Source organism: Haladaptatus sp. AB643 (assembly GCF_024136975.1).
In the GTDB taxonomy this organism is placed as follows: domain Archaea; phylum Halobacteriota; class Halobacteria; order Halobacteriales; family Haladaptataceae; genus Haladaptatus.
This window is the reverse complement of record NZ_JAMYJW010000001.1, coordinates 504,635-531,201: the sequence shown is the minus strand read 5'-3', so window position 1 is coordinate 531,201 and position 26,567 is coordinate 504,635. Positions and strand designations below refer to the sequence as shown.

Below are 26,567 nucleotides of genomic sequence, written 5' to 3'. Positions count from 1 at the left end.
CTACTCACCACAATGATGTCCAGAGTATATTAAATCCAATCGACGTACAATGTTTTCGACCCTGATGAGTAGTCCTTGATATTGTATTCAATGGGTAGGCTGTACACTACTTGTGCCTCTGGGTATTTCCTTGCTGCTTTCCATACGCCCAGTGTTGATAATTTTGTACTCATCGGACATATAACTACGTTGTATGCCTGATTGTGCTTCTTCAGCAGTTTCTCGATTTGACTCTGCGACTTTTCGATGCTATCCGCTGAAAATTGGAAGCTAACTGTATCCTGACGAGCCAACAGTTTCTCCTGCTCTTGTTTGTTCTTTTCGAGAAACGAGCGCTCGGTAGGATTGTCACCAAACCCGACTAATGTTTCAGCTGGTTCTATTTCCTCAATAACATTCTTAGCGCGATCTGTTTCGAATCCAGTGAGTAGTATCAATAACGTCGGCTTGTTCGAACTTTGTATACCGCCAAACCCGATAATATTTCGGACGAAGCGATGGCCCTTACTAAGCCAGTCCCCGTATTTTGCGGGAGAGACGTACAAAATTCGTGTGTTCACATCATTCACCAATGAGTACAAAATGTTGAGTGAAACGAGAAGTGATTCTCGATTGAATGAAGTCACATCAATAGTGATGTCTAGGGAATCTCGGTCCGTTAGTTCTTCAAAGCTATCTCGGATAGAAAATAGCTGCTCGTCAGCCTCCAACCAGCTACCCATTACCACATCCACGTTCTTGCAGTGACTCTCTAGTTCTTTCTGTAGCTCTGAAAGATGTTTTTTTGTTTGAACGGCACTTTCTCGCATTAGATATTCGGAATTTACGTATATAATACCCCAGTCCGCCTCATAGCTGGGGCTCAACAAGTTTGTTGCTGCTAAAGCTCTTTCTTCAAACCCAGCGTTAACGAGGTAGAGATCGTCTGACTCACCCTCGATGCTATTCTCGATTACACACTCTTCTCCATCATCAATCGGTATTTCTTGACTAGTCATCTTTGAAAAACCTGTCCAGAGGTTCTTGGTGTTCGTCAATATCCAACCTGAGTCTCACAAACTCAGCTGGATCTTCACATCCAATTTCAAGCAGTTCGGGTGTAAGACTCATCCTGCCTTCGAATCCAGTCGGATCCAGTTTGAACATAGGTGCGAGTCTCCTATTTAGGATATACCAGTCCTCCCGTCCACCACCATCTTTGGTACTATATGTCTTAACTTTGAAATACTGAACTCTTTCTCCCAATTCCAGCACCTTACTCAGGTCTGAATCTTTTGGGATTTTTCCTCTCACCGTGAAAGAGAACATTCTCGGCTCGCGAGATTCCTCATCATGCAAACGCTCATAGAAGAGCTTACCAAGCGATCGGACGAGCGTTTTCAGATCGTCAAGATAGGGCATGTCTTCTTCAGGGAGACTTTTAGCAATCTTCAGTGGAGCCTGTCTTAGAAAGTCCTCAGAGTTCTGCTTCAATACGTCATCTTGCGTTGATGCGGGAATTGCCTCTATTTCGGATGCCTTTTTCCCTCCCTGCTTGACCTCGTTGAACATAAGCTGACAGGGCTCAAGGAAATTTCTAACGACCCCTGACGATATATGGACTATCTCGTCGAAGCCTGAATACGTCTTTCCGGTCTTCCCTTCTGCTAGCCTCTGGAAAAGCCTCGCGTTCGCATAGCGAGCAATATAGTCTGAACGACGTCCCGGCTCGCCTTCTTCCAACCATTCTTCTTCGAGGTTTTCTTTTATTTCCTCTATGAGACCGACTTCAAATTCGCTACGCGGCAGAAATTCATCAACATCAGTCGTAACCATCTCTGCAACTTCTAGGCGCTTCTCAACGATACCCCTCACTTTCTTCGAGTATTGTCTGTCGCTATTGGTGTAGAGTTCCTCAAAGTCAAGCTCAGTATAGTCATGGGTGAGCTCAATCATGCCCCGTCCTGATGTTTCGAACGTCTCGTAGCCTTCTTTTGTTGATGACACCTTGATGCAAAGTGTACTTTGATCACGATTAGCAATCCAGGTGTTGACGACTTCCTGTTGTTCTTCAAATAAGTGGAAGGCGTCATCCAGAAACACATATATAGGTACATCCGGATCTCCTACCAATTTCTGAACACTATCCATTAACGGGAGCAAGAAGTCATGATATCCGCTAGTCGCACCTGCGTACTTCGCGTCAGAGTTCAGTGATAACTGACGGAGATAGTGATCTATTTGCCTCTTCTCAGATGTAAATACCTCCTGAAGCCATTTAAACGGATGCTCACTCTGATTGTAACGCTCTGATGCGTATTCCTTAGACTTAGCAATTGATCCACGATCGAAAAATCCCGTTACTGAATCGCAGAACTCTACACAATCATCATGCTCAAAGTAGTCAGCCGGGAATTGTTCAGATAAGGTTGACAGAGTTTCTTCAGCTACTGTGAGGTTTAGAAGATGTTCTGTAATGACTTGGCTAGCCCTGTCGTCGAGTAGATCCAACTCCGTTTTGTCTATTTCCCCCTTTTTGCATGGGGTATATATTCCAATAAATGAGTTTTCACTCTCGAAGAATTCTCCTGGAGAATCATACTCAACGAACCTACATTGAGGTTCTAAATAGCGTAGCATGAAACTCTTTCCTGAGCCTCTTGGCCCCCACACGAATGTGTGCTTCTTTTCGCGGACGTTGTCCAATTGCGTATGTTCTGAGATGAACAACCTGACTATTGTTTCCGCAGGCACATCCTTGAGCGCATCAGGGCTGTGAACAGCGAATGGGTTTTCGGAAAGATCAATCATAATTCTCACCTCCTTGCCCATCTTCATTAGACCCGGACGGTAAGTTGTCTGGCTTACAGCGGGAATACTGATTAAAGAATTCGTCGTAAATTGTGACGCTAGGGTACGTTCCCATTTTAGTTAGGCCAGCCGCGCCAAGTGTTTCGTTGATTTCATGCTCTATAGTCTGATCGCTACCTCGGATTGTGAGTGTTAGTTCGACGTCCCTAATTTCGACGTATCTGTTAAAATATCGCTCACAGTAAGCCAATTCATTAATCAACTTTTCTAGTCTGCATATTATGTACTGAATGAGCGATATTTCACCGTTCTGGTTCCCTCGATGTTCGAAAGAATCTGGACAAGGGTACATCTCTATAGCATCGTCTACCTCCATCCCAATCACTACTTTGATTGCTTTGCCGTTGAGAAGTGGATAGCAACTCTGGATGGTCTGAGCATAGCGCCAGAATATTCGGCTCTCGACGGGTACTGTATCTCGAACCCATCTGTCACTGGAAACTCGTTCTTGCGTTTCAGATATTTCATCTGAGAATCGAAGGATGCCTGCCAGAGCTTTCGGATATATTTTGTATATCTTCCCATTGATCGTGAAAGAGGTATTTTTCTGAGGAATGTCAAGCCCCGAATCCCCTCGGTGAGCTTTGATGATATCAGTGATAACTCGTTTCACATTTGGTGACATGGCACCCATTGTTTGAAGTTCGTCAAATACATCCGTGGATATTTGGTCGTGTTCAGAGCGATCTACAATCATACCCACATCATGCCAGAGGATACTTGTTAGGAGAATGAATATATCTAGCTCTGTCAGATCATTATCTCCTACATTCCTCAACTCGTCCTCCAAGAGGCGACTTGCTTGATTGATTACCGCGTCAATATGCTGGCGACCGTGGTCAGTAAACCATGAACAGTTGGCTTGAACCCATGGATAAATTTGCTGTTCTAAGTATGATTTTGTCTGCTCGTATTCTCTGAGAAATTCTTCGGCATTATCAGAATCTTTCGCTAACTCATTGAGAGCTGCTTCCAGTGTGACCTCCGACATTATCGATGGTAAACTCCGTAATTGTCCGATACTTGTTTTTCGCTCTACTTAGCTGTTTACTAATCAGAATAATTGCCTGAACCTCAAATAAGGGTTACTCAAACTGGTGTAATTTAACATACATCAGCAAACTTAGCAGATGTATTGCCCAAGGACTCTGCTGCTCAGAGTTGATTAGTCTAAATAGAAGTTATAACTAAGCTTCGTCAATGCTCCAAAAATTGCGTTAGGATGGGTTGTCATCCTATTCACTAGTGCGATCTTTTTTGCAAATAGATACTTCTTCTTGAGGAGGCCGGTGGATTACTAACCTTACCGAGAGATCTGCTCCCTGTATTCAGTACGACCACTGAAACCGATCACCGCTTGAGGGTTCAACAAAGCTGAGCTCTACCATTTGGACGACGCACAGGAAATCGTAGATCTGTCGCTCACACGAGGGGCAAACAGACCAGTGAGTGGCCACTACTCGGGCGGTGGGCCGTCCCGGAACGCTTCTAGTGACACGGTTCGCAACGTAGGCGCGGGGTCTCCAGGTCGTGTTGGTAGAAACTTGGACGGTTCGACATTGTGGATCGCGAACGACCACGTATAGGAACCCCATACGCCACTGTTCGTGATTTCGTCCGGCGTCAACTCAACCACCCCATCCGTCGGCTCATCACCGGTGTGGAACACGTCCGCACCGTGGTCGCCTGCACCCTTCCGACAGGTGACGAGGTCGTCGTCGAGCAACCGTGACAGAGTCTTCGCAACGTGGCGCTTTGACACGCCCGTTTCCTCGGCTAGTTCGCGGGCCGTCGCAGACCGTCTATCACGGAGTGCCTTGATCACGGCTCGCTGCGCGTCGGTCGCCACCCACTGGACACCGGCCACTTGGTGATCCGCAAACCCTGCCGGGATGGCACTCGTGTGGACGTAGACGATCGCTTGGTTGTCAGGGTCGTCAGCACTCCGCGCATACCGGCCAGCGGATTGGGCGACATGGTTCTCTCGAACCGATGCGAGAATTTCATCCGCGGTGTCCGCATCGGGACCTACGAAGCCACGCCCATGCGCCCGTCGCTGGTCACCATCCTCGATCTCTCTGGTCTCCGGTTGGGCGTGGAGGTCACACTCAGCCAGTAAATTCAGCACGTAGTCGTCACCGGGGTCGATCGACCCATGGATGAGTCCGACGCTGCGATCACCGAAGTCACCACGGGAGCGTTCCTCGCCAAAATGCATCGTCTCAGGGTCCTCGATTCCTATCTCACGCATTTGCTGTTTGACTCGATACTCGACACTTGAGGCGGTGATACAGGTGTCGAACGCTTCGCCATAGTGGTGACTAAGGTGATTCAGCAGAACCCGCGTCGTGTCCGGGTTGAAGTACTCGCCACTGGCGAGCGGTCGAACTGCGTCTCCGACCTGAACGACGCGTAACCCACGCTCGTAGCGCCGCCAGAGCCGACGTTCATCGACATCGAGCACATGCTCGGGAAGGATGTCCTTCGTCGTATTACGTTGCCACAATGGCAAGCTCGGATGCGCGTCGAACCCAATCACACATCGTGCACCCGAGAGGTCCGGGACGCTTCGAATTGTTCTTACGTGATTGTCTTCGTCGACGACGATAGTGACCCACGTCCGCGACCACGAATCCGCATCGTGGGCACCGGCATCGAGTCGCGGCGGCGTGTGGCTGACCGTCCCCACGCTACGCCCGTTCTCGTCGAAGCCTTGAGCCAACGCCGACCAGATTGCTTTCGCTAACGCGGGAACGAGTGTGTGGGCGTCCGGATGGTCGAGAAACCATTCGCGGTCCGGTTCGTAGTCCAAGACAGCAAGTGTCGCATGCGCTTCCCGGAGTGCATCCCCGTGGACGTTCCGGCCATACGTCCGTCGCGCAAGCTGGACGAACGCCTCCCACGTCGTAACCGGCGCACCCGCCTCCTGAAGGAATGCCGTGACACCCCGTTGAATCCGCTCGTTCGTCAGATACTCACCACCGACGGCGAAATCCGGTCGCTCATCGAAGATGACGTTACACGACTGAACGAGTCCGGGGACGTACGCGAACTGGTGGGTAGCGTGAATCACGTCGACCGCTGGCGTGCCGTCATCTGCTCGCGGAATCCCCTCCCACTGGCTGATTGCGGGACATGGGTCTTCACTACGCGAACACGGTAGTTCGACTCCTTGGTCGTTGTGCTCGGCAAGATAGGCGTGTGCCGTCGAAAACGGAATCCCGCGGCCGTCGCAGACGGTGTCGAACCACTCGGAGGCAGGCATTCGGTTCATCGTGATTTCGACAACATCGTTGTCCTCCTCCGATGGATCGTGGATGCCGTGGGCGACTGTACATTTCTCCTTTCGTCCACGAAGAACGCCATACGTCACCCCATCCGCCTCGTGACTATGCTCGGCCGCTGCATCACGGGCCTTTCGCGTCGGACTGAAGTGGACAACCGGCTGTTCATCAGTAACGTCGGCGTGGTTCAGCCACGGTTCGGTTGCAACGGTGTAGCTCTTTCCGAGGCCGGTCGGGGCATCGATGACGACTTCCTCTTGATGTCGGACGGCGTCCAGCAGGTTCTCTCGCAAGCGGTCACGCGCCTCGTCCGTAGAGGGCCACTCGACATCGTTCGACGCAGCAACGCGCTCTCGCTCTCCATCGGCGGCGGCGTCGAGTTTCGCCAGCGGAAGCGAACTCATTGGATCGGTTTCATCGCCATCGGCTTCGTACTCCGGGATGTGAGCACCGCGGGCGCGCAACGCCTCGACAGCTTCCCAGAACGCTTCACCACGGGGATATTCCGTGACCGCGGTGATAATCCGTTCTTCGAGCGCGATGACTTGGAGGGCATCCAGTCCATACATTCCCTTCCGATAGACCCAGCCGTCGCCAACCTGTGCTAACCGTGTTCCACTCTTCGACTGCTCCCAACTCGGGTCGAGATCCTTGCTGCCGTCGCTCCGCTCGTGCGTGACGGTCGATCGGAGTCGGATATCGGCTGGGTCGGTGTGCCGGATAGCGTCGAAGACGTCCTGAATATCGGACGTCGTCTCGATGTCCGCGAGATCGGCCTTCGACATCTTGGGTTCGCGGTCGAATCCATCCGGGCGACCAGCAGGTGTCTTCGCCCGCGCTGCATCGAGTGCCCCAGGATTGGCGGCGAGGATCTCGTCGACGATGCCGTGGACGTCGTTTGTCTCGGTCGCAGTGCCGGGGATGTGGTCGCCTGTGACCGTAGTGTACCGACGACCGGGGTAGATTTCGAGTTCTGCATCCGGCCACTCGGGGGACGACAGGTCGATTTTGAGCGCCTTTACTCCCTCTGGCAGGCAGAAGCCACCAAGCGCGTGCGCGCCGGTTCCCGAGGGTGACCATTCGCAGAACGTTCCGGCCAACCGCTCCAAGAGGTCTGCGGCGGCCGGTGCCACTGCACCGGATTCCGGGTCGCGGACATCGTCGAAATCGAGGAGGCCGACGTGTGGTTCGTCGGGGATATCTTCGGCAGGGTCGACATGGGCGTATTTCTCGTCGTTGTCCCAATCGTTTCGGTCGGGGTTCGTGAGGTAGTACGCCAGTCCGAGATCGTCGTCGTGGTCGAGCCATCTGGTGGCTGCCTCGAACTCGAACCAGGCCCGAGGGTCTTTCGCACCGACGAACGCGTAGCCCGCTCCGTGATTGGAGTACCCCCAGGACGGATTGCGAGGCACCTTTCGGTCGTCACTGTACTGCCAGAGCAACCAACGAGAACCGTTCTCGACCAGATCTTCGGGATAGGTTCCGGGTGCGACATCGTACAGACCGATTTCTCGCTCCTGTTCGTCGTGGCCAGAGTCATCGGTTTGTCCTGCGGTCTCGGTTTCCCTCTCATCCTCTGGCGTCCCGGAAATCGACCGCACTGTCGGCAAATCCTCGGACGTTCCGTTGCCTTCGGTATCCAGATGTAACTGCCTGAAATGGTAGTCACAGAGCGCTCCGGGGTCGATGGAGTGGACCGCGTCCTGCGGACAACGGGGCATCGAACAACCACGACCTATCGAATTGTCGCGGCTCATACAACCACCTCCAGAAGACTGTGGTGGTCACTTGGGGCCTTTATATACGCAGGATTTAACCAGAATACAGCAAGCCTAGGCCGGGATTTGAACCCGGGCTCTCGTCCTTACCAAGGACGCGCTTTACCGCTAAGCTACCCAGGCGCAGGCATTCATTTCTACACGCCGAACTGGGTTTAGGCGTTTCGATTCGCGTCAGGGATCGGTGGCCGATGAGGTGGTCTCATCGAACCAGTTTGGGTGTCTTCCTGACAGCTTCGTCAGCGTATCCACCGCCTCGTCGAACAGTAGTTCGGTCGAGTCGCGGTTGGCAACCGACGTCGCCAGTTGCTCGGCGTATCGTCGGATTCCGGTCGGGACCTCGTGGCCTGCCGCCGTCGTTCCGGCGACCATGGCGAGTTCGAACACGTCCGTTTCGAGCGCGTGTTCGGTCCGCCGTTCGGTCTGGTCCCGACCGAACGATTTGACGGTTCGAACGGCCGTATCGGCCGCTTCCGTTCGTGCCAACAGAGAAAATCCGCGGGAGACCATCACGTCCGCTGCCAGAACTGCGATGTTGCTCTCGATGTACGGTTGCTCCCCGTTCCACGGTTCGTCGCGTGCCAGCGTGCGTGTGAGGCCCAATCCCTCGTAAATCAGTTGCACGCCCGCGGCACGGGCTTCGACGTCACCCGTCTTGGCACCGCTCTCGACTGCTCGTGCGCTTAACAACGTCACCACCCCCGGAACGACCGTCGAGGACTCCAGTAGCCCATCGATGTGGTCGCGGAGGTGCGCTGGCGTAATGTCTTCGATAGCCTCGCGCGCAGCCCCGCGCGCCCGGACGGCCTCTTCCATTGTCGGAACTTACGACGGGACAGCCAAAGACCTTTGGAAAGCGTCTCCAACTGGACAGCATGATTCGCATCACCGACGAGCCGAAACTTAGAATCGTGACGATCGACCGCCCGGAGCGTCGAAACGCGCTCACACCGGACGGACTCGACGCGCTCTCCTCGGCGGTCCGAGAAGCGACACAACCGGTCGTCTATCTCCGCGGCGCTGGTGGGGCGTTCTGTGCCGGGGCCGACCTCGACGTCGTCGCGTCGTTGGATCGGGAATCGGCGGAGGAGTTCGCGAGCCACGGTCAGCGAGTCGCAAACGACATCGAAGGGAGCGATAGCGTCGTCGTCGCCGGAATCGACGGTCCGGCGCGCGGCGGGGGCGTCGAACTCGCGCTGGCGTGTGATATCCGGGTGGCGACGTTCGACGCGACGTTCGCCGAACCCGGCGTCCGCCTCGGAATCTTCGGCGCATGGGGCGGGACGACCCGACTCCCCGAAATCGTCGGCATGGGTGACGCGCTCGACATCGCGCTCACGGGCCGCGTCCTCTCGGCCGAAACGGCCCATCGGATGGGGCTCGTTTCACGCCTCACGGAAACGCCGCGCGCTGTCGCCGACGAACTCGCGGAGAACGTCCCGGCGGCGCTTTCGGTCGTTAAGGAACGAGTCCGAGATCGGTCTTCGACCGACGTCCAACTGGCGTGCGAGGCGGAAGCATTCGGCGAACTCGTCGCCGCGAACGCCGATAGCATCGCGGAAGAGCGGGAGTAGAAGCGAGAAGATAACGGAAATCGGTCGATTTAGCCTCGTAGTCGCTGAAGTGGACATCCTCGGGAGTGAACTCCAAAACAGTGGCCCATCGTCGGCTCAGAGTGAGTAACTAGTGGGAGGTATCGCTGCACCGGCGTACTAAGATACAGAAGATACCTCTTAGAAATCTATATTATCGTTGCCGTTGTAGTAGTAACTATGAGTTCAGTTGTTCAGTCACTCAAAAAGCCCTACACTCGGAACGTCCTCGAAGTCATTGGTGCGTCGCTCCTCGCGCTAATCGTGATTGGTCCGCTCATCTATGCAGCCCTTGGAAAGCTCATCAGCTTTGGGCTTGACCTCTTTGGGGTCGCCCGGCCGCTGCCACTCCTTTGGATGAATGTGGTTTTCATCAGCTCCATTTTCATTACTATCTGGGCAGTCTTCAAGCTCGTTGAGATCTACTACCAACGATAACACTCGTATTGTCGCCGCTGTACTTCTACGGAGATATTTGGCATCACTTCTTTCTCTCTCGTACTTTTGAGAATCGCTCGGACGTCGCTCGGAACTTACAACGATTCGGGGGACTGCGGCACGGCGCGTTTGTGCTCGCTCAGCCGGTACATCTCGTCGATTCGTCGGACATCGTCGGCCGATGCGCCGTCGACCTGCCGCGCCGTCGCCGACGCGGACAGCGGTCCATCGACATGGAGCGCCAGAATCGCGTCCAGCGTGTCGTAATCGATACCCAACTCTTCCTCGTCGGTCTGGCCCGCCCACAGCCCCGCCGTCGCTTCCTTTTCGGCGAGTCGCTCGGGAACGCCGACGTGGACGGCGAGCTGTCGAACCTGTTGTTTGTAGAGGTTGCCGATGGGGTGACAGTCCACCGCGCCGTCGCCGTACTTCGTGAAGTAGCCGACGAGCGCCTCGGTGCGGTTGCCGGTGCCGAGGACGACCGACCCCTCGTGGTTGGCGACGAGGTAGTTCATCACTGCGCGGGTTCGGGCGCGGGCGTTGCCCACCGCCATGTGGTCACCCTCCGCTTCCGAATAAGCGTCCAAGAACGTGTCCACGATAGGGTTGATTTCGAACACGTCGTAGGTGATTTCGAGGTCCGACGCCACCCACTCCGCGTCGCTCATGTTGTCCTCTCGACTCACAGCGCCGGGCATGACGAGTCCGTGGACGTTCTCGGTGCCCAGTGCTTCCACGGCGAGGTACGCCGTCAGCGTGCTGTCAATACCGCCGGAGAGGCCGAGAACCGCCGAATCCGTCCCCGCGTCGGCCACCGTCTCGCGAATGAACGACACGATGTGATCGCGGTGTGCGTCGAGTTCTTCCGTCGAGAGTTCGAGATCTATCATGTACGCCTGTAGGAACGCTGATGACTAAAACCTCCCCTCTTCGTCGTATTTCTGGACGAACGTCCGAAACGCTACGTTGAAGTGAACGCGGAATGAAGTGGAAAGCACACGACTGCTCGCTCTCGTTCGCCTGATCTTATTCGGGTTGAGTGCACCGGTGGTGAGCAAATCCTTCGGATTTGCGAGTCACGGTGCGCGGGACGAACGAAGTGAGTGCCGTGCACCGGTGGTCTAGTGGCAGGACATAAGCTTCCCAAGCTTATAGCCCGGGTTCAACTCCCGGTCGGTGCATTCTGCGAGGAACGAACGTGACGAGCGGAGTCACTTCCCGAATTCCGAAATTTCCCGAATCCCGTCCCCATCGAACTTCATCGGCCTGCGCCACCACGGTCCCTTTCCGGAGTCGCTCGACAGTTCGGTGACGACGTGGTTCGCTTTCGACCCTTTCTCGGGGCTACTCAACGGAACCGCCGTTTCGTACAATCCAGATTCGTCCGGGGCACCTTCCACCAGCACTTCCGCGTCGAACTCCTCGCGTTTCAGGTGGGCGTTGTTCTCGAAAACTCGCTGTTCTTCCGAATCCAACTCCGCGAATTCCTCCCCTGTAATCGGGTCGCGTGCCAGTCGGAACTGGCCGATGATGTACGCGCCCCATCTCGGTGAAATCCAGTCGCGTGTCGGGTCCCCGACGGTCGAGAGCGTGGCGTAGAAGAAGACGTAATCGCCGCGATCCAGTTCCAACAGCGGTCTCGCTTTCATGCCGAACGGGTCGCCGTAGGTGTAGCGTTCACAACACGGATACTCCGCGAATTCGGGGTCGAGGTGGACGGGCAGGGTTTCGGCTCCGTCCGGCAGTTCGACCGACGGGTCGAGGTCCGCGTAGGTCGGCACCGATCGGTTCGTCGGTTCGGGTTCGGGAATCGGAAGGTATTCGAACCGACCGTCCGGGAAGATCGGGCCGCGAACGCCGGGCTGGTTGGTGTTGGCGGCGACGTTGATGGCGACGGCACGGGGCATAGCTCACGCTGGGGACGGGAACGGGAAAAGCGTAGCTACCCCCTTTGGTAGCTACCCCCTTCGACAGCTACCACACGCCGAGTGGGCCGACGCACTCGCGGCAGAACGTGTATCCGACGCCGTTTTCGGTCCCACAGTGTGGGCACACACGCATGTCGGAGTTCGTCTCCGCTTCGCTAAACTCTTCGAGGATACGTTCCCGTCGGATGTCATCAGGCACGTGCCCATCCGACCCGGACGGCGTCGATGCGAGCAGCGCCGCATCGTCGTCGCTCCGTAGATATCGGTAGATAAGCAGCTGTAGCCCGACGAACAGGACGACATACAGGACTATCCACCCCCAGACGTTCATGGAACACCATGACATACGCTCCCATGATACTTGGTAGCTTCGTACGACAGGATTCATAACTGTCAGCATGGCAGATGGACATGTGGATCACACTGGCTGACGGGACACGAAGGCGACGGGGTACACACCCCCACAAATGAACGAAAAAGGGACTACGCGGGCTTGAATTTGAGTATCCGGTCGTCCTGGGGTGCGGGACCTTCCGCACGTCCGTCTCGATTGCTCGTCGTCGCGTAGAGATGCCCGTTCGGGCCGGTGAACGTCGTCCGAAGGCGACCGTACTCGTTGACGAGCAGGCGTTCCTGCTCGACGACGTTTTCCCCGTCGAGTCGCACCCGGTGGAGATGTGTTCCGACGAGTGCGCCGAAGAAGAAGTCACCGCTCCACTGTGAAATCGGTCCGTCGTAGAAGGCCGCTCCGCCCGGCGCAATCGTGGGCGTGTACGTCGCGATCGGATCGGTATACTGCTCGTTCTTGCTCTTCCCGGTAACGTCGGGCCACCCGTAGTTCTTCCCCGCTTCGAGGACGTTGATCTCGTCGTTTTCGTCCGGTCCGTGTTCCGTACTGAACAGGGTTCCGTCGTTGAACGCCAACCCTTCCGGGTTTCGGTGCCCGTACGTGAACACTTCGTTGTCGAACGGGTTGTCGGGATGCGGCTTCCCGTCCAGCGTCAGTCTGAGGACTTTCCCGGCCAACGAATCCGTGTCCTGTGCCCGTTTCCCGTCCCCAGCATCGCCGGTAGTTACGAACAGCGCGCCGTCGTGAATCAGCAGTCGTCCGCCATCGTGGTTGGACGCCGCCGGAATCCCGTCGAGGATGACCGAATCCCGTTCGAATCCGTCGCTGACGCGATGCCGGATGACGCGGTTTTGCAGGTCACCACTCTTCTCGTAGGTTTGATAGGTGTAGGCCAAATCCTCGTTTTTCGGGTGGAAGGTCAATCCGAGCAATCCCCCTTCGCCGACGCTTGCGATGCGATCAGTCACGTCGGCGATGATTTCGTTTTTGTTCTTTCGAATCCGGCGAATCCGTCCCGGTCGCTCGGTGAAATAGAGATCGCCGTTGGGGGCGAAATCGGCACCCCACGGAACTTCGAGGTTCATCGCAACCGTCTCGACGCGCACGCCGGGTTCCCCCTTGGCCGTCGTCCGATGGGAACTGCCAGGGGAGTCCGTACACCCGGCAAATCCAGTAATGCCGAGCGCGATCGATCGAAGGTACGTACGACGTCGCATGCTCTCCACCACGGATTGACAGGAGAAAAACGGTCCGGGTTACTCCGACGAACGGGGGGTACGCCGGAACTCGTCGAACTGTTCGAGGTTGTCGGGTAGTTCGTCATCGATACGGCGTGATTCCTTCTCCGTCGATGGAACGTCGTCCAACGGAGCGGCCTCGTCCTCGTAGCCGGGCTTGATCTTGATGCTCTTCGCCGGCATGCCGACGGCGATATGATGGGCAGGCACGTCACTCTGGACGACCGCCCGCGCACCGACCACGGAGTCCTCGCCGATTTTTACGCCTGCGCGAACCATCGCGTCGTAGGTCACCCGTGCGTCGTCCCCGATGACGGTGTGGAAGTTCGTCACGTCCGTCTGGTCGATGATGTCGTGATCGTGGCTGTAGATGTGCACGCCGTCGCTGATGGAACAGCGGTTCCCGATGGTCAACTTGCCGCGGTCGTCGAGGTGAACATCGTCGTGAATGACCGTGTTGTCGCCGACCGTGATGTTGTGGCCGTAGGTCATCGTGACACCCTTGAAGATACGAAGATTGTCGCCCGCATCCTCGAAGAGGTGGTTCGCCATCATCTGACGAAATCGCAGGGCGAACTCGACGTTGTCCGCCATCGGCGTCGCGTCGAACTGCCGCCAGAGCCACTGGAGGTGTTTCGACCGACGGAACTTCTCCTCGTCCTTCTCGGCGTAGTATTCGCTCTCGAGCGTGGAGTTACACGGGTCATAGCTCTGGAGCCGGACGCGCTCGGCGTTCGACACCGGCTCGCCGCTCTGCCACGCTTCGTAGGCGTCGCGGTCACCGTGCAGGTCGATGAGCACCTCCTTTACGACCTGGCACGTATCCTCGTCGCTTGCGAGTCGTTCGTCTACTTCATCGATAAACCCGCGTACGCCCGCTTCCGCGGACTCGGGGAGGGTAACGTGTCGCTTTGTCATAGCTTATTTCACTCTCGATTTTCTTATAGGTTAGTAACTCTTCCGTAGGCAAGGGGGTTTTGGTTGCGGCGGCGAGTGCCCGCTCTTGCCCCATCGCTACTTACGCCGGATTCGAATGACGGAACCACATTCTTTGTGGCCAACAATACAGTCACGACGGGCGAAGTACGGTCGTTTTCCGGCTACGAGGACCGAGGCACAAAACTCGAAAGTCCGCACCGCCACCGCCTCTACAACGAACCACGAGCCTCCCCAGCCGATTCCTCATTGGCGCTCGTCATCCACCGTCAGAGCGTTGCTCTGATAGTGGACGACTGAACGGAGTTCCCGCGAACGCAGTGAGCAAGAGCACGGAAGAACCCAGTTCTCCCGGAGTGAAGGAGTCGGTTGGGGAGGATATAGTGCGGTAATTCATGCGGCTCGGGTACTGAAATCACGACAAAACCAAACACTTCTCTTCGAAATGTTCGTGGACGAGGTCACCCGTCATAATCAGAGAAAAATCAATTCTATCGTTCCTCGTCGCCGTCTTACGCCAGGAAGACGTGTCGCGGTCGGTCCGCCAGGATGTCCCGGCCCCAGCTCACCGTGTCCCGGAAGGCGTCGCTGCGGAAGAAGTCCATGGCGTCGTCCTTCGACCGCCACTGGCTGGAGATGAACATGTCGTTCTCGTCTTCGTGGTTGGCCAGCAGTTCGGAGTCGAAGTGGCCCTCCATATCGGCGAGCGCGTCGCCGACCGCTCCGAACTTCTCGACGAAGTCCTCGCGGTGTTCGGGCTTGACGGTGTAGAACATCCCCATCGTGCCGAAGCCGCTCTCCTCGCCCGCACGTGCGACGATTCCGGGCAGATCCGAGAGGAAGCCGCCCGCCGTCTCGGCCGCGCTCTGGGTGTCCCAGATACTCACGACGGCCGCCCGTTCGTCGCCCTCGTACACCGCCGTTTTGACGTGCGTGTCGTAGTGGTCGAAGCTCTCCCGGAGTCCAGTGACCTCCTCGAACAGTTCGTCCGCGTCGGCCTCGGAGTACAGGACGATGGAGTACACGTCCTCGCCGTGTGGCTGTCCGGCGTAGATGTCGAGGTCTTCGAGTTCACCGCGGATGCCCTCGGCCTCCGCCTCGCCGGTTCCGTGTGGGCTATCGGCCTCGCTGGTTTCCCCGTGGTCACTCTCGCCGTGTGCGTGGCCGCTCCCGTGGTGGCTTTCGCCGTGCGGGTGTGCGTCCTCCGGCGTCGGAATCTCCTCGCCCGCCATGAACGCGGGGAGGTCTTCCGGCGGGAAGCGCCGCCCGAAGGAGAACTCGCCGAACTCCGCGAAGCGGGAACTCGCCTCGTCGAAGCGCATCTCGTAGAGGATGTCCTTGATGTGGGTTGGGTCGTTGCTGAACAGGTCCACGCCCCACTCGTAGTCCTCCATCCCGATACTGCCGGTGATGATCTGGGTGACCTTCCCGGCGTAGGTCTTCCCGATTTCGCCGTGGCTCGCCATCATGTCTGCGCGCTCGTCGTACGGCGTGTCGTACCAGTTGGCCTCCGGCAAGCGGAGTTTGCTCATCGGGTAGAAACAGAGGAATTCGGCGTCCGGAACGTCGGGGTAGAGTTTGCTCGCCACGTAGCGAGCCATGCCAGTGTCCTCGATGTCCTCCGGGTCTTTCACCATCTCGTCGGAGGTGTAACTGCCGACTTCGGTGACGGACATGTAGGAGTCGGTTCGCTCGGTGAAGTCCGCGAACTCGGTCCGTTCGAAGGCGCGCTCGGCCGTGTCGAGCGCGTTCACCGTCGGGCGGAAGTGGAGTATCAGCAGGTCGGCTTCGTGACCCATGACGCTGAAGACGGCCGAGGAACCGTCCTCGGCGTCGGTCACGTCCTCGTGTGCGCTCAGGAATTCGACACCGTCGGCCAGTGCAGCGTCGCGGGTTCGCTCCGGCGCGTCTCGCCACGCATCCCAGTCGATGGTTCGGAAGTCGTGAAGCGCATACCACCCCTCGCGGGTCGGCGGTACTTTTCTCGGCATATGTGGAGGTTGGGAACGACCGGACAAGGAACTTTTGAGTTTCACCTGTGTTCAGTCCACCCCGCAGTTTAGGTTACGCCGGCCGGTGTCGCCCCGACCGAAAGCCTTTCAAAATCTGGACTTAAATCCCCACCCGATGCGGAAAAGTGGCCCGCCGAAAGGCCTGATATCGTACCTCGTGCTCGAACTTCTGGACGAAAAACCACGGTACGGGTACGAGATACTGAAAGAGATACGCGAGATAAGTGGCGGCCACTGGGAACCGTCCTACGGGTCGGTGTACCCCATCCTTTATAAATTCGAGGACAAGGGATGGACCGAACGGATCGAGCGTGAGGACGAACCGGACCGGAAATATTTCAAGCTGACCGACGCGGGACGCGAGGAACTCGAAGAGAAACGGGTAGAGAGCGGCACGAAAGCTCACGAGTTTGCGGATGTGATCCTCGGCTTCTACCACGTCTACGTCTCCTTCGCCACCGACGAGCGCTTCGAAGTCGAGAGCCCGGACGGCGAATGGCGGTTCGACGAGACCTTCAGCGCGTGGATCGTCGAGCAGATAATTCGCCACCACGAACGCGACTTCGGCGACTTCGAACGCATTCCCGACACGCCCGAGGAGTTCAAAGAACGGATGGGACTCGACGAGTGACGATCGGTTAACAGTCGAAAAAATTTTCTTCGCGCTTCAGGACAGCAGGCGCGGCCCGAACACCATTAGCAGAAGGCTCACCAGCATGACCAACCCGACGGTCGTCGTTATCATCGTGGTGACCTGCCGACCTTGATCGGTCGGGAGCCTGGAGACGATGGCCTCGGCACCCATGCGGAGGATGTGCCCCCCATCGAGCGGGAACGCGGGGATACAGTTGAAGAAGCCGAGATTGAGGTTTATCCATCCCGTCCAGAACAGCACGTTGGCCAACAGGAAGACACCGCCGCCGAAGGACGACAGCGGACCCTGCACGGCGTAGAAGTTGCTATTCCATCCGACGAAGCCCGCGAAGTTGTAGCCGACCGGCATCGAAAGGCTGGCGAACGGGAGCAACAGCGTTCCGACGATGCCGAACAGGAACGTCGTCACCGGGCCACCCGAACCGCCGCCGAACATCGAGATGAACTGTCCACCCATGAGGTCGTGGAAGACCCCTGCCGGGTAGAGTTGTGTTCCGAAGCTACTCGTCGAAATACCGGACACGCCCGGCGAGACGAGGATGCCGACGATGGCCTTCCCGTCGCCGTTGTCCTTGAGCGTCACGTCGTAGGTGTGCCGAGTGTACCTGCCACTATCGTTCACGTAGGCTTCGACGGTCGCCGTCTGCCCGACGTTGTACCCGTCAAGCGTCGAACTCAAGTCGGTACTGTTGGTGATACGCTCCCCGTCTATCGCCGTGATGACGACGGTATCGCCTGTTTTCAGGTTCGTCTGACGGCTGAGGGGACCGTCTTGGAGGGTCGAAAGTCCGCCGATGGGACCGCTCACTTTCGATCCGTTCACGGTCATCGTGGCGACCTTCTTCCCGCCGAGTTCCCGGTCCAACGCTTTTTCGGTGTAGACGGACGTGCCGTTGGCTTTGGAGATGCTCTCACCCTTGTCGACCCCCGATGCGAACGGGGAGGCCTGTGCAACACCCGTAATGAGTAGGGAGCGTCGAATGGTCGTTTGGTGCTCCTTTCCGTCCCGGTTCACCGTCACGTCCACTGACCGGCCCTGGACGTCCGCGAGTTTGCCGTGTAGGTCACCGTTGCTCGTCACGTCCGTGCCGTTGACGGCTACGATACGGTCCCCGCGCTGGATGTTCGCGTTGTCCGCCGCGGACCCCGGGAACACACCCCCGACTGCCGCGCCCGACGCGACCGAAATCGCGCCCATCACGGGACCGAACAGCAGCAAGAAAGCGATGACTGTGATGGCGAAGTTGTTCGTCACACCGGCGGCGAACATGCGGCTTTGGCTCCCCCTGTCGGCGTTTCTCCTGCTTTCCTCGTCGGGTTCGACGAACGCCCCGACCGGAAGGAATGCAAGGAGTGCCAACCCCATCGATCGGATTTCGATGTCTTCGACGCGGCAGAAGATGCCGTGGCCGCCCTCGTGGACGACCAATCCGATGAGCAGGCCGAGCAGTATCTCGGGAGCGACCGACAGCGGCAGGAACTGGTTGACCCCCGGAATGACGAGCACGTTCCGCGGTTGCGTCACTGCCGTCGGTTCGGGTGGGTTCTGAACGACGATGATCGCTTGAACGACGAGCAGGAGGAACGTCCCGACCATCACGACGAGTGCGATTCCTAGACCGAAGTTCCCCCACGCCCGCCAGAACCGTTTCGGTCGCGCGAGTCGTTCGATGAGTTCCTTTCCTTTCTGCGTGTGGAGGGTTAAAACCGGCCCCTGAGTGCCAATATAGGAGGGGAGTAGACCTCTGTCCCGTAGTCCGATGAGGGCCACCCAATAGATGAACAGGCCGACGAGGACCCAGACGAACGTATTCATTGACGGAACGAAGGGCCGCGGCGCTCAAAGGCGTTTGGGAACGGACGTGAAAAAAGTGCGAAACGTCGGGCGAAGTCGGTAACTACGGAACTTATTCCGCAGTCTGCCAGTCTTCCTCGAAGTCCTCGACGTCGTCTCCCTTGCCGGCCCGCTTCTGCTGGAGTTTGCGGGCGGCGGCGAGTCCGGCGGCGGTACCGCCGAGGACTGCTGCACGACGGACGAAGGTTCGCGCTTTTCCGCGTCCCTTCGTCTCCTCGACTTCCGTCTCCTCGATTTCCGCTTCGGACACTTCCGTTTCCGTCTCCGTCTCCGGTTCCTCGGTCGTCTCGACTTCGGATTCTTTGACGAGTTCGGTTCGCTTCAACGCTGGCTTCTCTAGATTTAGTTCTATCAGGGCCATGGTAATATATCGGTTTAGTCGTTGACGTGATTAGTCGCCATTCCGACTGTACATCCTTCCGTACTACTGGGAAGTACTTTGTTATGTCCTTGCTAGAAGGACGCAGTTGGGAACTACTTGCCAATCAACTTAACTCTGTTGGCGTTTACCCTTCCCGCCGCAAACGGCAGAGTACGAACTCCTCGTCCAAGTTCGAGAGGAAAGGGCCGAGTTTCGGTCCCTGCTCCTCGCCGAAGAACAACCCGTATCCGGTGCTGAAGAAATCGCCGATGTCGATATCGTGGCGTTTCGCCGTTTCGTAGATCTCGCCCTGCACTTCCTCGCCGTCGTGGCCCTCCTCGATGAAGTCGGCGAGTTCAGCGAGCGCGGCGTCCGTTTCGGCGTCGATATCCACGTCCGGCATCTCGGTCCGTTTCAGGTCGTAATCGTACTCGTTCCCCGTACGTCGCGCCCACGCCTGTGCGCGTTCGACGCGTGCGAGCGCATCTTCGACTGCCCAGTCGGGCGCGTCATCGGAGATGTGCCCTTCGCGCCGCGCGATCTCCTCGCGGAGTTCGGGGTCGTCCGTCATACCCAAGATGGCGGCGAAGGTGTACGGAATCCGAATCCGTTCCTGCCGCGGTTCGGCGACGACCATCGGGTACACCCGTTCGGCGAGCGTCCGCTCGCGTTCGTCGGCGTCCTCCTCGCCGAAGTAGATCCGTTCGAAGCGGTCGAACTCGTCCACGAGCAGGTCGAGACGGTCGAGGTCGAAGTCCCGCGCCTTGCTCGGGTCCTTGGTGAAGAAGTAGCGCAACACCTCGGGTTCGAGCAGTTCCAGCACTTCCGCGACGAGCACGATGTTCCCCTCGGAGGAGGAAAACGGCTTGCCGTTGAGCGTGAACCACTCGTAGGTCATCGGCACCGGCGGTTCGAACTCCATCACGTTCCGGGCGATGTCCTCACCGCTCGGCCACGACCCTTCGGCGTGGTCCTTGCCGAACGGTTCGAAGTCCACGCCGAGCGTCTTCCACTGGGCGGGCCACTCGAAGCGCCACGGGAGTTTCCCCTCGCGGAGGGTCGCCGTCCCTTCGTGACCACAACCGTCGATGACGTTGTCGCCCGCCTTCAGGTCCGTGCAGACGTATTCGACAGTTCCGGCATCGACGTCGAAATCGGTGACCGTCTCGGTCACCTTTCCACACTCCTCACAGATGGGGTTGAACGGGATGTATTCGCCGTCCACCTTGTCCTGATACTCCGCGAGCACATCACGGGCTCTCTCCGAATTTTCGAGAAGTTCGCGGGTCACGTCCTCCAGTTCGCCGGATTTGTACATCTCGGTGTTCGACACCACGTCGATTGGAACGTCCAACAGGTCCGCGCTCTGCTGGATGAGGTTCGAGAAGTGCTCCCCGTAGGAGTCACAGCAGTCGAACGGGTCCGGGATGTCGGTGTACGGTTTGCCGAGGTTCCGTCCGAGTGCCCCCGCGTTCACATCACCCAGTTCCACGATGTTGCCGTCCAAATCGGCCAGTTTTCGGGGGAGCTTTCGAAGCGGGTCGCGGTCGTCCGCGGTGAAGACCTGTCGAACCTCGTGACCCCTGTCGCGGAGGACTTCGGCAACGAAGTAGCCGCGCATAATCTCGTTGACGTTGCCGAGGTGCGGAACGCCGGACGGCGATATTCCGCCCTTGATGACGATGGGGTCGTCGGGGTCCCGCGCCTCGATTCGGTCGGCGACTTCGTCGGCCCAGAATGCGTGGTGGTTTTCCGACGCCGATTCGTCCCGCTCGTCTATCGGTGTCGTTCCCGCGCTCATTCTTGTACCCAGTAGGTCATCTCGTCGTCCGCGCCCTCGGGAATGATGTCGGTTCCAGTGTGTTTCCCGTCGAGGACGGCGTCCGCGATGCGTTGCGGTTCCGTTCCGTCGAGGACGATGGTTCTGACGCCCGAGCGTCCGATGAGTTTCGCGGCCACGAAGTCCACGGGTGCGGAGCTACCCGCCGTCATTTCGAGGTCGGTGACGATGTCCACGAGTTCGCTCGCCGAGAGTTCGTCGTACTTCGTCGCGTCTTCCACTTCGTTGGGATCATCGCTGTACACGCCGTTCACGCTCGTCGCATAGACGAGCAGGTCGGCGTTGGTGTACTCGGCCAGTGCCGCGCTCACGGCGTCCGTCGTCTGGCCGGGCATCACGCCACCCATGACGGCGATGTCGCCGCGATGCATCGCGGTTCCCGCTTCTTCGTACGTTTCCGCCGGGCTCGGGGCGGCGCGTTCGCCGAGCGCTGCGATGAGCAGCCGGGCGTTCAGTCGCGTCACGTCGATACCGATATCGTCCAGTTCGATTTCGTTCGCGCCGAGGTTCCGTGCGGTACCGATGTAGTCGCGGGCGACACCGCCGCCGCCGACGACCGCACCGATTTCACATCCCTCCGTTGCGAGCGATTCTATGACTTCGGCGTGTCCGCGCACTCGCTGGGATTCCAGATCAGGAGCGAGCACACTACCGCCGATAGAAACGACCACCTTCATACTACAGCCGACTTACCCGGACGCGGCCTTAAGCGTTCTCAACTTCCGACCGAAGGCTAAAAGCGCCTCGCCCCCTGCAATACGTCCATGTACGTAGTGGGTGTCGCCGGCGAGGGTGCGGAGACCGTCGCCGACCGACTCACCGATCGGTTCGGGGAATCGGGCACGGTTGGAACCGTTCGTCGTGAGCCGGACGCGTCGGACGCTCCCGCCCCGTCCGGTTCGGCGGACTCGTTCGATGCTGCCGCTGAAACGGCGTTCGAACTCGGCGACGGCTGGCGCGCACGCGGACAAAATACGTCAGTTACCGAGGTTATCGACCGACTCGCTCCGGACCACGAGTACGCCGTCGTGGTCGGATTTCCGGATGTCGACATCCCACGGATCGTTCTCGGTGACGCGGACTGCTCCGGTGAGGTTCTCACGCGAGCGGCGAGTCCCGATGCGCTCGACGTCGAGGAGGTCGTGACTGCGCTCGAAGCGACCGAACCACACGAGACGCTCGAATCGTTGGTCGCGCGGGTGAAACGCGACCCCGAAGCCGAACGGTCGGGCGCGATTGCCACGTTTACCGGCCGCGTCAGGGCGAAGGACTCGGACGACGATTCGCCGACCGAATTCCTCGACTTCGAGATGTACGACGGTGTCGCCCAGGAGAAACTGGACGCGATTCGTTCCGACCTCGAAGCGCGTGAAGGTGTTTTCAGTGTCCTCATGCACCACCGAACCGGCCGAATCGACTACGGCGAGGACATCGTCTTCGTCGTCGTGCTGGCGGGTCACCGCGGAGAGGCGTTCCGAACCGTCGAAGACGGTATCGACCGTCTGAAAGCGGAGGTACCGATCTTCAAAAAAGAGGTGACGCTCGACGAGCAGTTCTGGGTTCACGACCGATAACGGGACGAGATTAGTCGATAATCTGGCTATTTTGGGCGAGTTGGGTTGTTTACGTATTGCTGCGGAATAAAAGACGAGAGGTGTTTGTAAACTATTAAACCGATTCTAAAGGATTTATAAAATGTCGTTTTTACCCGTGTTCACGACACTTCGTGTTCAATTCACCTGAAGATTCCCGAAATTACCCTAAGCTTCCTTCCTTTATAACATATCCCCGGTCTATGGAGAAACTGGAGTCAGCACATGAGCGCTACACAAGCCGCCACCGAAAGCCCTGAACCGGAATCCAAAGAAGCCCGCCTCAAGCAGTACCTGTGCGAGAAAGCGAGCGATGGCGAGCTCTACTTCAAGAGCAAGTTCATCGCCGACGAAGTCGGCCTCTCCGCGAAGGAGATAGGCGCGCTGATGGTGAAACTGACCGACTGCTCCGAACTCGAAGTCGAGAAGTGGTCGTACACGAGTGCGACGACGTGGCGTATCGCTCGTGCGTAACTTCGGCTCACGTCCCCCGTGTGCTCCTGAAGTCCCCGCGCCCGAGTCACCCACCTCCGACCCCAAGCAACCCCTGACAACCCCGAACACCCACCCCCAACACCCAAGCAACCCCTGACGACCCCGACTCGAACCACCACCCCTCCCACCACCAAACCACGACTGTCACACCCCATCCCTGAATCCCCGAACCGAAACTCGATCCCCAGCAGCCACCGAAGCCCCGGTCCCCCTGGGATTCCGCAGCTGTCCCGCGGATCTGCCACACGCTTCCCCTCCCCCCTTTTCCTCCTTCGACGCTTTTGTAGTCTCGGACTGTTTTCGTTCGACCAGTGTCACTCCTCTCAGCGTTGACGAATGCGATTTTGCCCGTTCTCGCGGTTGCGGCCGTCGGCTTTCTCCTCGGAACCGTTCGTGATATCGAAGTTAGCGCCTTGGGTACCGTCACGATTTACGTGTTGAACCCCGCGTTGGTCTTCTACAGTCTCACGACATCGTCGCTCGACGGGGGGACGGTCGCAACGCTCGGCGTCGGCGTCCTCGTCTTCACGGTCGGGATGGTCGTCGTGGCGGAACTCGTCGGCCGCGCACTCGGCGAGACCGAACCCGTCCTCGGTGCACTGGTTCTGACGAGCGCGTTTCCCAACGCCGGAAACTACGGAATCCCCCTCTCACAGTTCGCGTTTCACGATGTCGGACGGAGCACCGCCATCCTCTACATCGCGATGCAATCGGTGCTCACCTACACGCTCGGCGTCTACGTCGCCTCGCGCGGTGACGAAACGTCGAGCCTCGCCGCGCTCCGCGAGGTGTTCAAACTGCCGCTCGTGTACGCGGTTCTCGCGGCCGGGTTGGTCCGGTTTCTGGGTCTCGTTCCGCCGACCGACTCCGCGGTGATGAGCACGCTGAACCTGACCGGTAACGCCGCCATCCCCATCATGTTGCTCATGCTCGGCATCCAGTTGGCGAACACGGATTCGGGGGCGGCCATCGCGCGTGTCGGGGTATCGAACGCCCTGAAACTGGTCGTCGCTCCGGCGCTCGCCGTCGGTATCGTCTTCCTGCTCGGGTTTCAGGACGTCACCGTCGCACGCGTGTTCGTCCTCGAGTGCGCGATGCCTGCCGCCGTGACGCCGCTCATCCTCACTATCGAGTACAATCGAGGGGCGAGCGGAATCTCCGGGCCGGAGTACGTGAGCACCGCAATTTTTGTCAGCACGTTACTCAGTGTCCCCGTTCTGACCGTTCTGATCGCTATCCTGCAGTCGGGTGCGGTCGTCTAGGGGTTTATAGCGATTCGTTCCGTAGTGTGGACGAATGGCTTCAAGGGAGCCGCCAAACGCAGGACCATCGCTGGAACGGTTGCACTCGGTATTTCGGGTGTACGATGTCCGAACTGATGGCGAGCAGTTAGTTTACTATGGAGAGCCACTCGTCGCTCAAGAGCGTCTGATGCAGACGTTATGGCCGCTTTTCCGCGAGCAGGGGTACGAAGTCTCGCTTTCGACGCGAATGGGGGAGTACGTGCTGGTCGCCGAACCGATTCATCTCGGTCCGGACGGAATCCCGTGGAAGAACGTCGTTCTCTTCGTCGCCACCGTCCTCTCGACGCTCATTGCGGGTGCCTCGTGGTATCACGTTCACCCCTTTTCACAACCCGTGAAGGCCGTCCTGACCGCGTGGCCGTTCGCGTTTGCCGTGATGGGTGTACTGGGAACGCACGAACTCGGCCACTACGTGATGAGCCGCTACCACGGCGTGGACGCGACGCTTCCGTACTTCATCCCGATGCCGACCCTCATCGGGACCATGGGGGCGGTCATCCGGATGAAAGGGCAGATGCCGGACCGGGAAGCCCTGTTCGACATCGGTGTCTCGGGGCCGCTCGCCGGACTCGTCGCGACGGTCATCGTCACCGCCGTCGGTCTGACGCTCGATCCAGTTACAGTCCCGCAGTCGGTGATGAACAGCGCGAACCTCGTGGAAATTCAGTTCGGCTATCCGCCGCTACTCAAGGGAATCGCCTGGGTGATGGGTCAACCGCTCACGTTCGATAACCCCGCGAAATCCGTCAACCCCGTCGTCATCGGCGGCTGGGTCGGCATGTTCGTCACGTTCCTCAACCTCATTCCGGTCGGGCAACTCGACGGCGGGCACATCGTCCGCGCGATGATCGGCGAACGCCAGGAGAGCATCGCCGCGCTCGTTCCGGCAGTCCTGTTCGGTCTCGCCGCGTACGTCTTCTACGTCCTCGACGTGAGCAACGCCACCGTTCTCTGGGTCATCTGGGGATTCCTCTCGATGTTCTTCGCGTACGTGGGTCCCGCGACGCCCATCGACGACGGCGACCTCGACACTCGCCGGAAGATACTCGGGTTGCTCACGTTCGTGCTCGGCATCCTCTGTTTCACGCCGACGCCCATCAAAATCATCCCTTGAGCCGAGGACGCTCTACTCTCCGTCCGTCCGCCCGTGCGTGTACCCGCGGTCGGGTAACGGTTCACCATCGATCGTGATTTTCGGCTCCGAACCGTCGCCCCCGTCAGTGACTTCGCCGACGACCGAAATCGTCGTCGGCGCGGCCGTCCGTGCGTCAGCCAACCGCGATTCGGGAACGGTGAACACGAGTTCGAAATCCTCGCCGAAGAAGAAGCTCAAATCACGTTCGTCCCCCTCATCCGCCGCAACCTCCCGAACGCTTTCGGCGACGGGAACCGATTCGCCGTCGAGTTCGAAACCACAGCCACTGGCTTCGGCGAGTTGATGGACCGACCGCGCGAGGCCGTCGCTCGAATCCATCATCGCGGTCGCAAACGGGGCGAGTGCCCGTCCATCCTCGACCCGTGGCTGGAACCGAAACAGATCGTTCGCTCGTTCCACGTCACCCGCTTCGAACAGTCGAAGGGCCGCTCCGCTTCGGCCGAGCGTTCCGGTGACACAGAGCAGGTCGCCTCGGGTCGCTCCCGAACGCAAAACGGGGTCGTCAGTTCGACCGAGGACCGTCGTGGACGTGGTGAACTCCTCGAACGTGTCCAAGTCGCCGCCGACGTACCGCGCGCCGACGGACTTGCAGACGTCGCTCGCACCCTCGACGAAGGATTCCAGTTCCGCCGGTTCGAATTCGGGGGCCGCGTAGACGGCGACGCCAGCGACAGCGCTTGCGCCCATCGCCGCGACATCGGAGAGGGACGCGCCGACTGCTCGCCAGCCAGCGGTATATCGGGTCGTTCCACGCGGGAAGTCCGTCGTCTCGTGGAGCATGTCCGTAGTCAGCACGTGTCCGTCGATGACGGCGGCGTCATCTCCCGCGTCGGGGAGCTCGCCCGCAAGTAGCCGGAGCGCGGCGCGTTCGTCCATACACGTGGTTTGCTCGCGGCGGGGGAAAA

Annotated in this window: 23 protein-coding genes and 2 tRNA genes; 8 read left to right on the top strand and 17 right to left on the bottom strand. The window is 58.4% G+C overall.

Annotated elements, in window-relative coordinates:
- Positions 1-29: 29 nt before the first annotated feature.
- From NKF25_RS02740 to NKF25_RS02715, 6 genes are all read right to left on the bottom strand, one after another.
- The gene (locus NKF25_RS02740; protein ID WP_253225185.1) at positions 30-998 is read right to left on the bottom strand and encodes a hypothetical protein; all 969 of its coding nucleotides are present in this window, start codon (positions 996-998) and stop codon (positions 30-32) included.
- On the bottom strand, positions 991-2,811 hold the full coding sequence (locus tag NKF25_RS02735; protein WP_253225184.1) for a hypothetical protein: 1,821 nt from the start codon (positions 2,809-2,811) through the stop codon (positions 991-993). The genes NKF25_RS02740 and NKF25_RS02735 overlap by 8 nt, the downstream gene beginning before the upstream one ends.
- Positions 2,783-3,841, bottom strand: coding sequence for a hypothetical protein (locus NKF25_RS02730; RefSeq protein ID WP_253225183.1), 1,059 nt, complete (start codon positions 3,839-3,841; stop codon positions 2,783-2,785). Before NKF25_RS02730 ends, NKF25_RS02735 begins: the two co-directional genes overlap by 29 nt.
- A 465-nt stretch (positions 3,842-4,306) precedes the next feature.
- Positions 4,307-7,891 carry a hypothetical protein gene (locus NKF25_RS02725; RefSeq protein WP_253225182.1) on the bottom strand — a complete coding sequence of 1,195 codons (3,585 nt, stop codon included), beginning with the start codon at positions 7,889-7,891 and terminating at the stop codon, positions 4,307-4,309.
- 72 nt (positions 7,892-7,963) lie between these two features.
- Positions 7,964-8,035, bottom strand: a tRNA-Thr gene (locus NKF25_RS02720).
- Positions 8,036-8,086: 51 nt separating this feature from the next.
- Positions 8,087-8,728, bottom strand: coding sequence for a hypothetical protein (locus tag NKF25_RS02715; RefSeq protein ID WP_253225181.1), 642 nt, complete (start codon positions 8,726-8,728; stop codon positions 8,087-8,089).
- Between the two features lie 59 nt (positions 8,729-8,787).
- On the opposite strand from NKF25_RS02715, the gene NKF25_RS02710 reads away from it, so the two are divergent.
- Positions 8,788-9,486, top strand: a complete 699-nt coding sequence (locus NKF25_RS02710; RefSeq protein ID WP_253225180.1) for an enoyl-CoA hydratase/isomerase family protein — start codon at positions 8,788-8,790, stop codon at positions 9,484-9,486.
- Between the two features lie 198 nt (positions 9,487-9,684).
- Positions 9,685-9,942: a hypothetical protein gene (locus tag NKF25_RS02705; protein WP_253225179.1), complete on the top strand. Its 258-nt coding sequence runs from the start codon at positions 9,685-9,687 to the stop codon at positions 9,940-9,942.
- A gap of 95 nt (positions 9,943-10,037) precedes the next feature.
- On the opposite strand, the gene NKF25_RS02700 is transcribed toward NKF25_RS02705, so the two are convergent.
- The gene (locus NKF25_RS02700; RefSeq protein ID WP_253225178.1) at positions 10,038-10,832 is read right to left on the bottom strand and encodes an NAD+ synthase; all 795 of its coding nucleotides are present in this window, start codon (positions 10,830-10,832) and stop codon (positions 10,038-10,040) included.
- A 220-nt stretch (positions 10,833-11,052) separates the two neighbouring features.
- On the opposite strand from NKF25_RS02700, the gene NKF25_RS02695 reads away from it, so the two are divergent.
- Positions 11,053-11,123: transfer RNA gene (locus NKF25_RS02695), tRNA-Gly, on the top strand.
- 30 nt (positions 11,124-11,153) lie between these two features.
- Here NKF25_RS02695 and NKF25_RS02690 read toward each other — a convergent pair.
- The 5 genes from NKF25_RS02690 to NKF25_RS02670 all read right to left on the bottom strand — a co-directional run bounded on the left by NKF25_RS02690 (position 11,154) and on the right by NKF25_RS02670 (position 16,384).
- A complete protein-coding gene (locus NKF25_RS02690) occupies positions 11,154-11,849 on the bottom strand; it encodes a hypothetical protein (protein ID WP_253225177.1) in 696 nt (231 codons plus the stop codon).
- Between the two features lie 67 nt (positions 11,850-11,916).
- Positions 11,917-12,201 carry a permease gene (locus NKF25_RS02685; protein ID WP_066142397.1) on the bottom strand — a complete coding sequence of 95 codons (285 nt, stop codon included), beginning with the start codon at positions 12,199-12,201 and terminating at the stop codon, positions 11,917-11,919.
- A 152-nt stretch (positions 12,202-12,353) separates the two neighbouring features.
- The gene (locus NKF25_RS02680; RefSeq protein WP_253225176.1) at positions 12,354-13,436 is read right to left on the bottom strand and encodes a PQQ-dependent sugar dehydrogenase; all 1,083 of its coding nucleotides are present in this window, start codon (positions 13,434-13,436) and stop codon (positions 12,354-12,356) included.
- 39 nt (positions 13,437-13,475) lie between these two features.
- Positions 13,476-14,375, bottom strand: a complete 900-nt coding sequence (locus tag NKF25_RS02675; RefSeq protein ID WP_253225175.1) for an acyltransferase — start codon at positions 14,373-14,375, stop codon at positions 13,476-13,478.
- Between the two features lie 530 nt (positions 14,376-14,905).
- On the bottom strand, positions 14,906-16,384 hold the full coding sequence (locus NKF25_RS02670) for a heme-binding protein (protein ID WP_253225174.1): 1,479 nt from the start codon (positions 16,382-16,384) through the stop codon (positions 14,906-14,908).
- Positions 16,385-16,520: 136 nt separating this feature from the next.
- On the opposite strand from NKF25_RS02670, the gene NKF25_RS02665 reads away from it, so the two are divergent.
- The gene (locus NKF25_RS02665) at positions 16,521-17,036 is read left to right on the top strand and encodes a PadR family transcriptional regulator (RefSeq protein WP_253225173.1); all 516 of its coding nucleotides are present in this window, start codon (positions 16,521-16,523) and stop codon (positions 17,034-17,036) included.
- A gap of 36 nt (positions 17,037-17,072) precedes the next feature.
- On the opposite strand, the gene NKF25_RS02660 is transcribed toward NKF25_RS02665, so the two are convergent.
- From NKF25_RS02660 to pyrH, 4 genes are all read right to left on the bottom strand, one after another.
- Positions 17,073-18,875: a site-2 protease family protein gene (locus NKF25_RS02660; RefSeq protein WP_253225172.1), complete on the bottom strand. Its 1,803-nt coding sequence runs from the start codon at positions 18,873-18,875 to the stop codon at positions 17,073-17,075.
- Between the two features lie 91 nt (positions 18,876-18,966).
- Positions 18,967-19,275 (bottom strand): hypothetical protein, encoded by a 309-nt coding sequence (locus NKF25_RS02655; protein WP_253225171.1) that lies wholly within the window; start codon positions 19,273-19,275, stop codon positions 18,967-18,969.
- Positions 19,276-19,420: 145 nt separating this feature from the next.
- Positions 19,421-21,076 carry a lysine--tRNA ligase gene (gene lysS, locus NKF25_RS02650; RefSeq protein ID WP_253225170.1) on the bottom strand — a complete coding sequence of 552 codons (1,656 nt, stop codon included), beginning with the start codon at positions 21,074-21,076 and terminating at the stop codon, positions 19,421-19,423.
- Entirely contained in the window at positions 21,073-21,792 is a 720-nt protein-coding gene (pyrH, locus tag NKF25_RS02645) for a UMP kinase (RefSeq protein WP_066140864.1), read from the bottom strand. The genes lysS and pyrH overlap by 4 nt, the downstream gene beginning before the upstream one ends.
- Positions 21,793-21,879: 87 nt before the next feature.
- On the opposite strand from pyrH, the gene NKF25_RS02640 reads away from it, so the two are divergent.
- The 4 genes from NKF25_RS02640 (at position 21,880) to NKF25_RS02625 (ending at position 25,620) form a co-directional block, all read left to right on the top strand.
- Positions 21,880-22,689 carry a molybdopterin synthase gene (locus tag NKF25_RS02640; protein ID WP_253225169.1) on the top strand — a complete coding sequence of 270 codons (810 nt, stop codon included), beginning with the start codon at positions 21,880-21,882 and terminating at the stop codon, positions 22,687-22,689.
- 243 nt (positions 22,690-22,932) lie between these two features.
- Positions 22,933-23,181: a hypothetical protein gene (locus NKF25_RS02635; protein ID WP_066140859.1), complete on the top strand. Its 249-nt coding sequence runs from the start codon at positions 22,933-22,935 to the stop codon at positions 23,179-23,181.
- 332 nt (positions 23,182-23,513) lie between these two features.
- Positions 23,514-24,464 carry an AEC family transporter gene (locus NKF25_RS02630; RefSeq protein ID WP_253225168.1) on the top strand — a complete coding sequence of 317 codons (951 nt, stop codon included), beginning with the start codon at positions 23,514-23,516 and terminating at the stop codon, positions 24,462-24,464.
- Between the two features lie 34 nt (positions 24,465-24,498).
- Positions 24,499-25,620, top strand: a complete 1,122-nt coding sequence (locus NKF25_RS02625) for a site-2 protease family protein (protein ID WP_253225167.1) — start codon at positions 24,499-24,501, stop codon at positions 25,618-25,620.
- Positions 25,621-25,632: 12 nt separating this feature from the next.
- Here the strand turns inward: NKF25_RS02625 and thiL are convergent, their stop codons facing one another.
- On the bottom strand, positions 25,633-26,538 hold the full coding sequence (thiL, locus tag NKF25_RS02620) for a thiamine-phosphate kinase (RefSeq protein WP_253225166.1): 906 nt from the start codon (positions 26,536-26,538) through the stop codon (positions 25,633-25,635).
- Positions 26,539-26,567 lie beyond the last annotated feature (29 nt).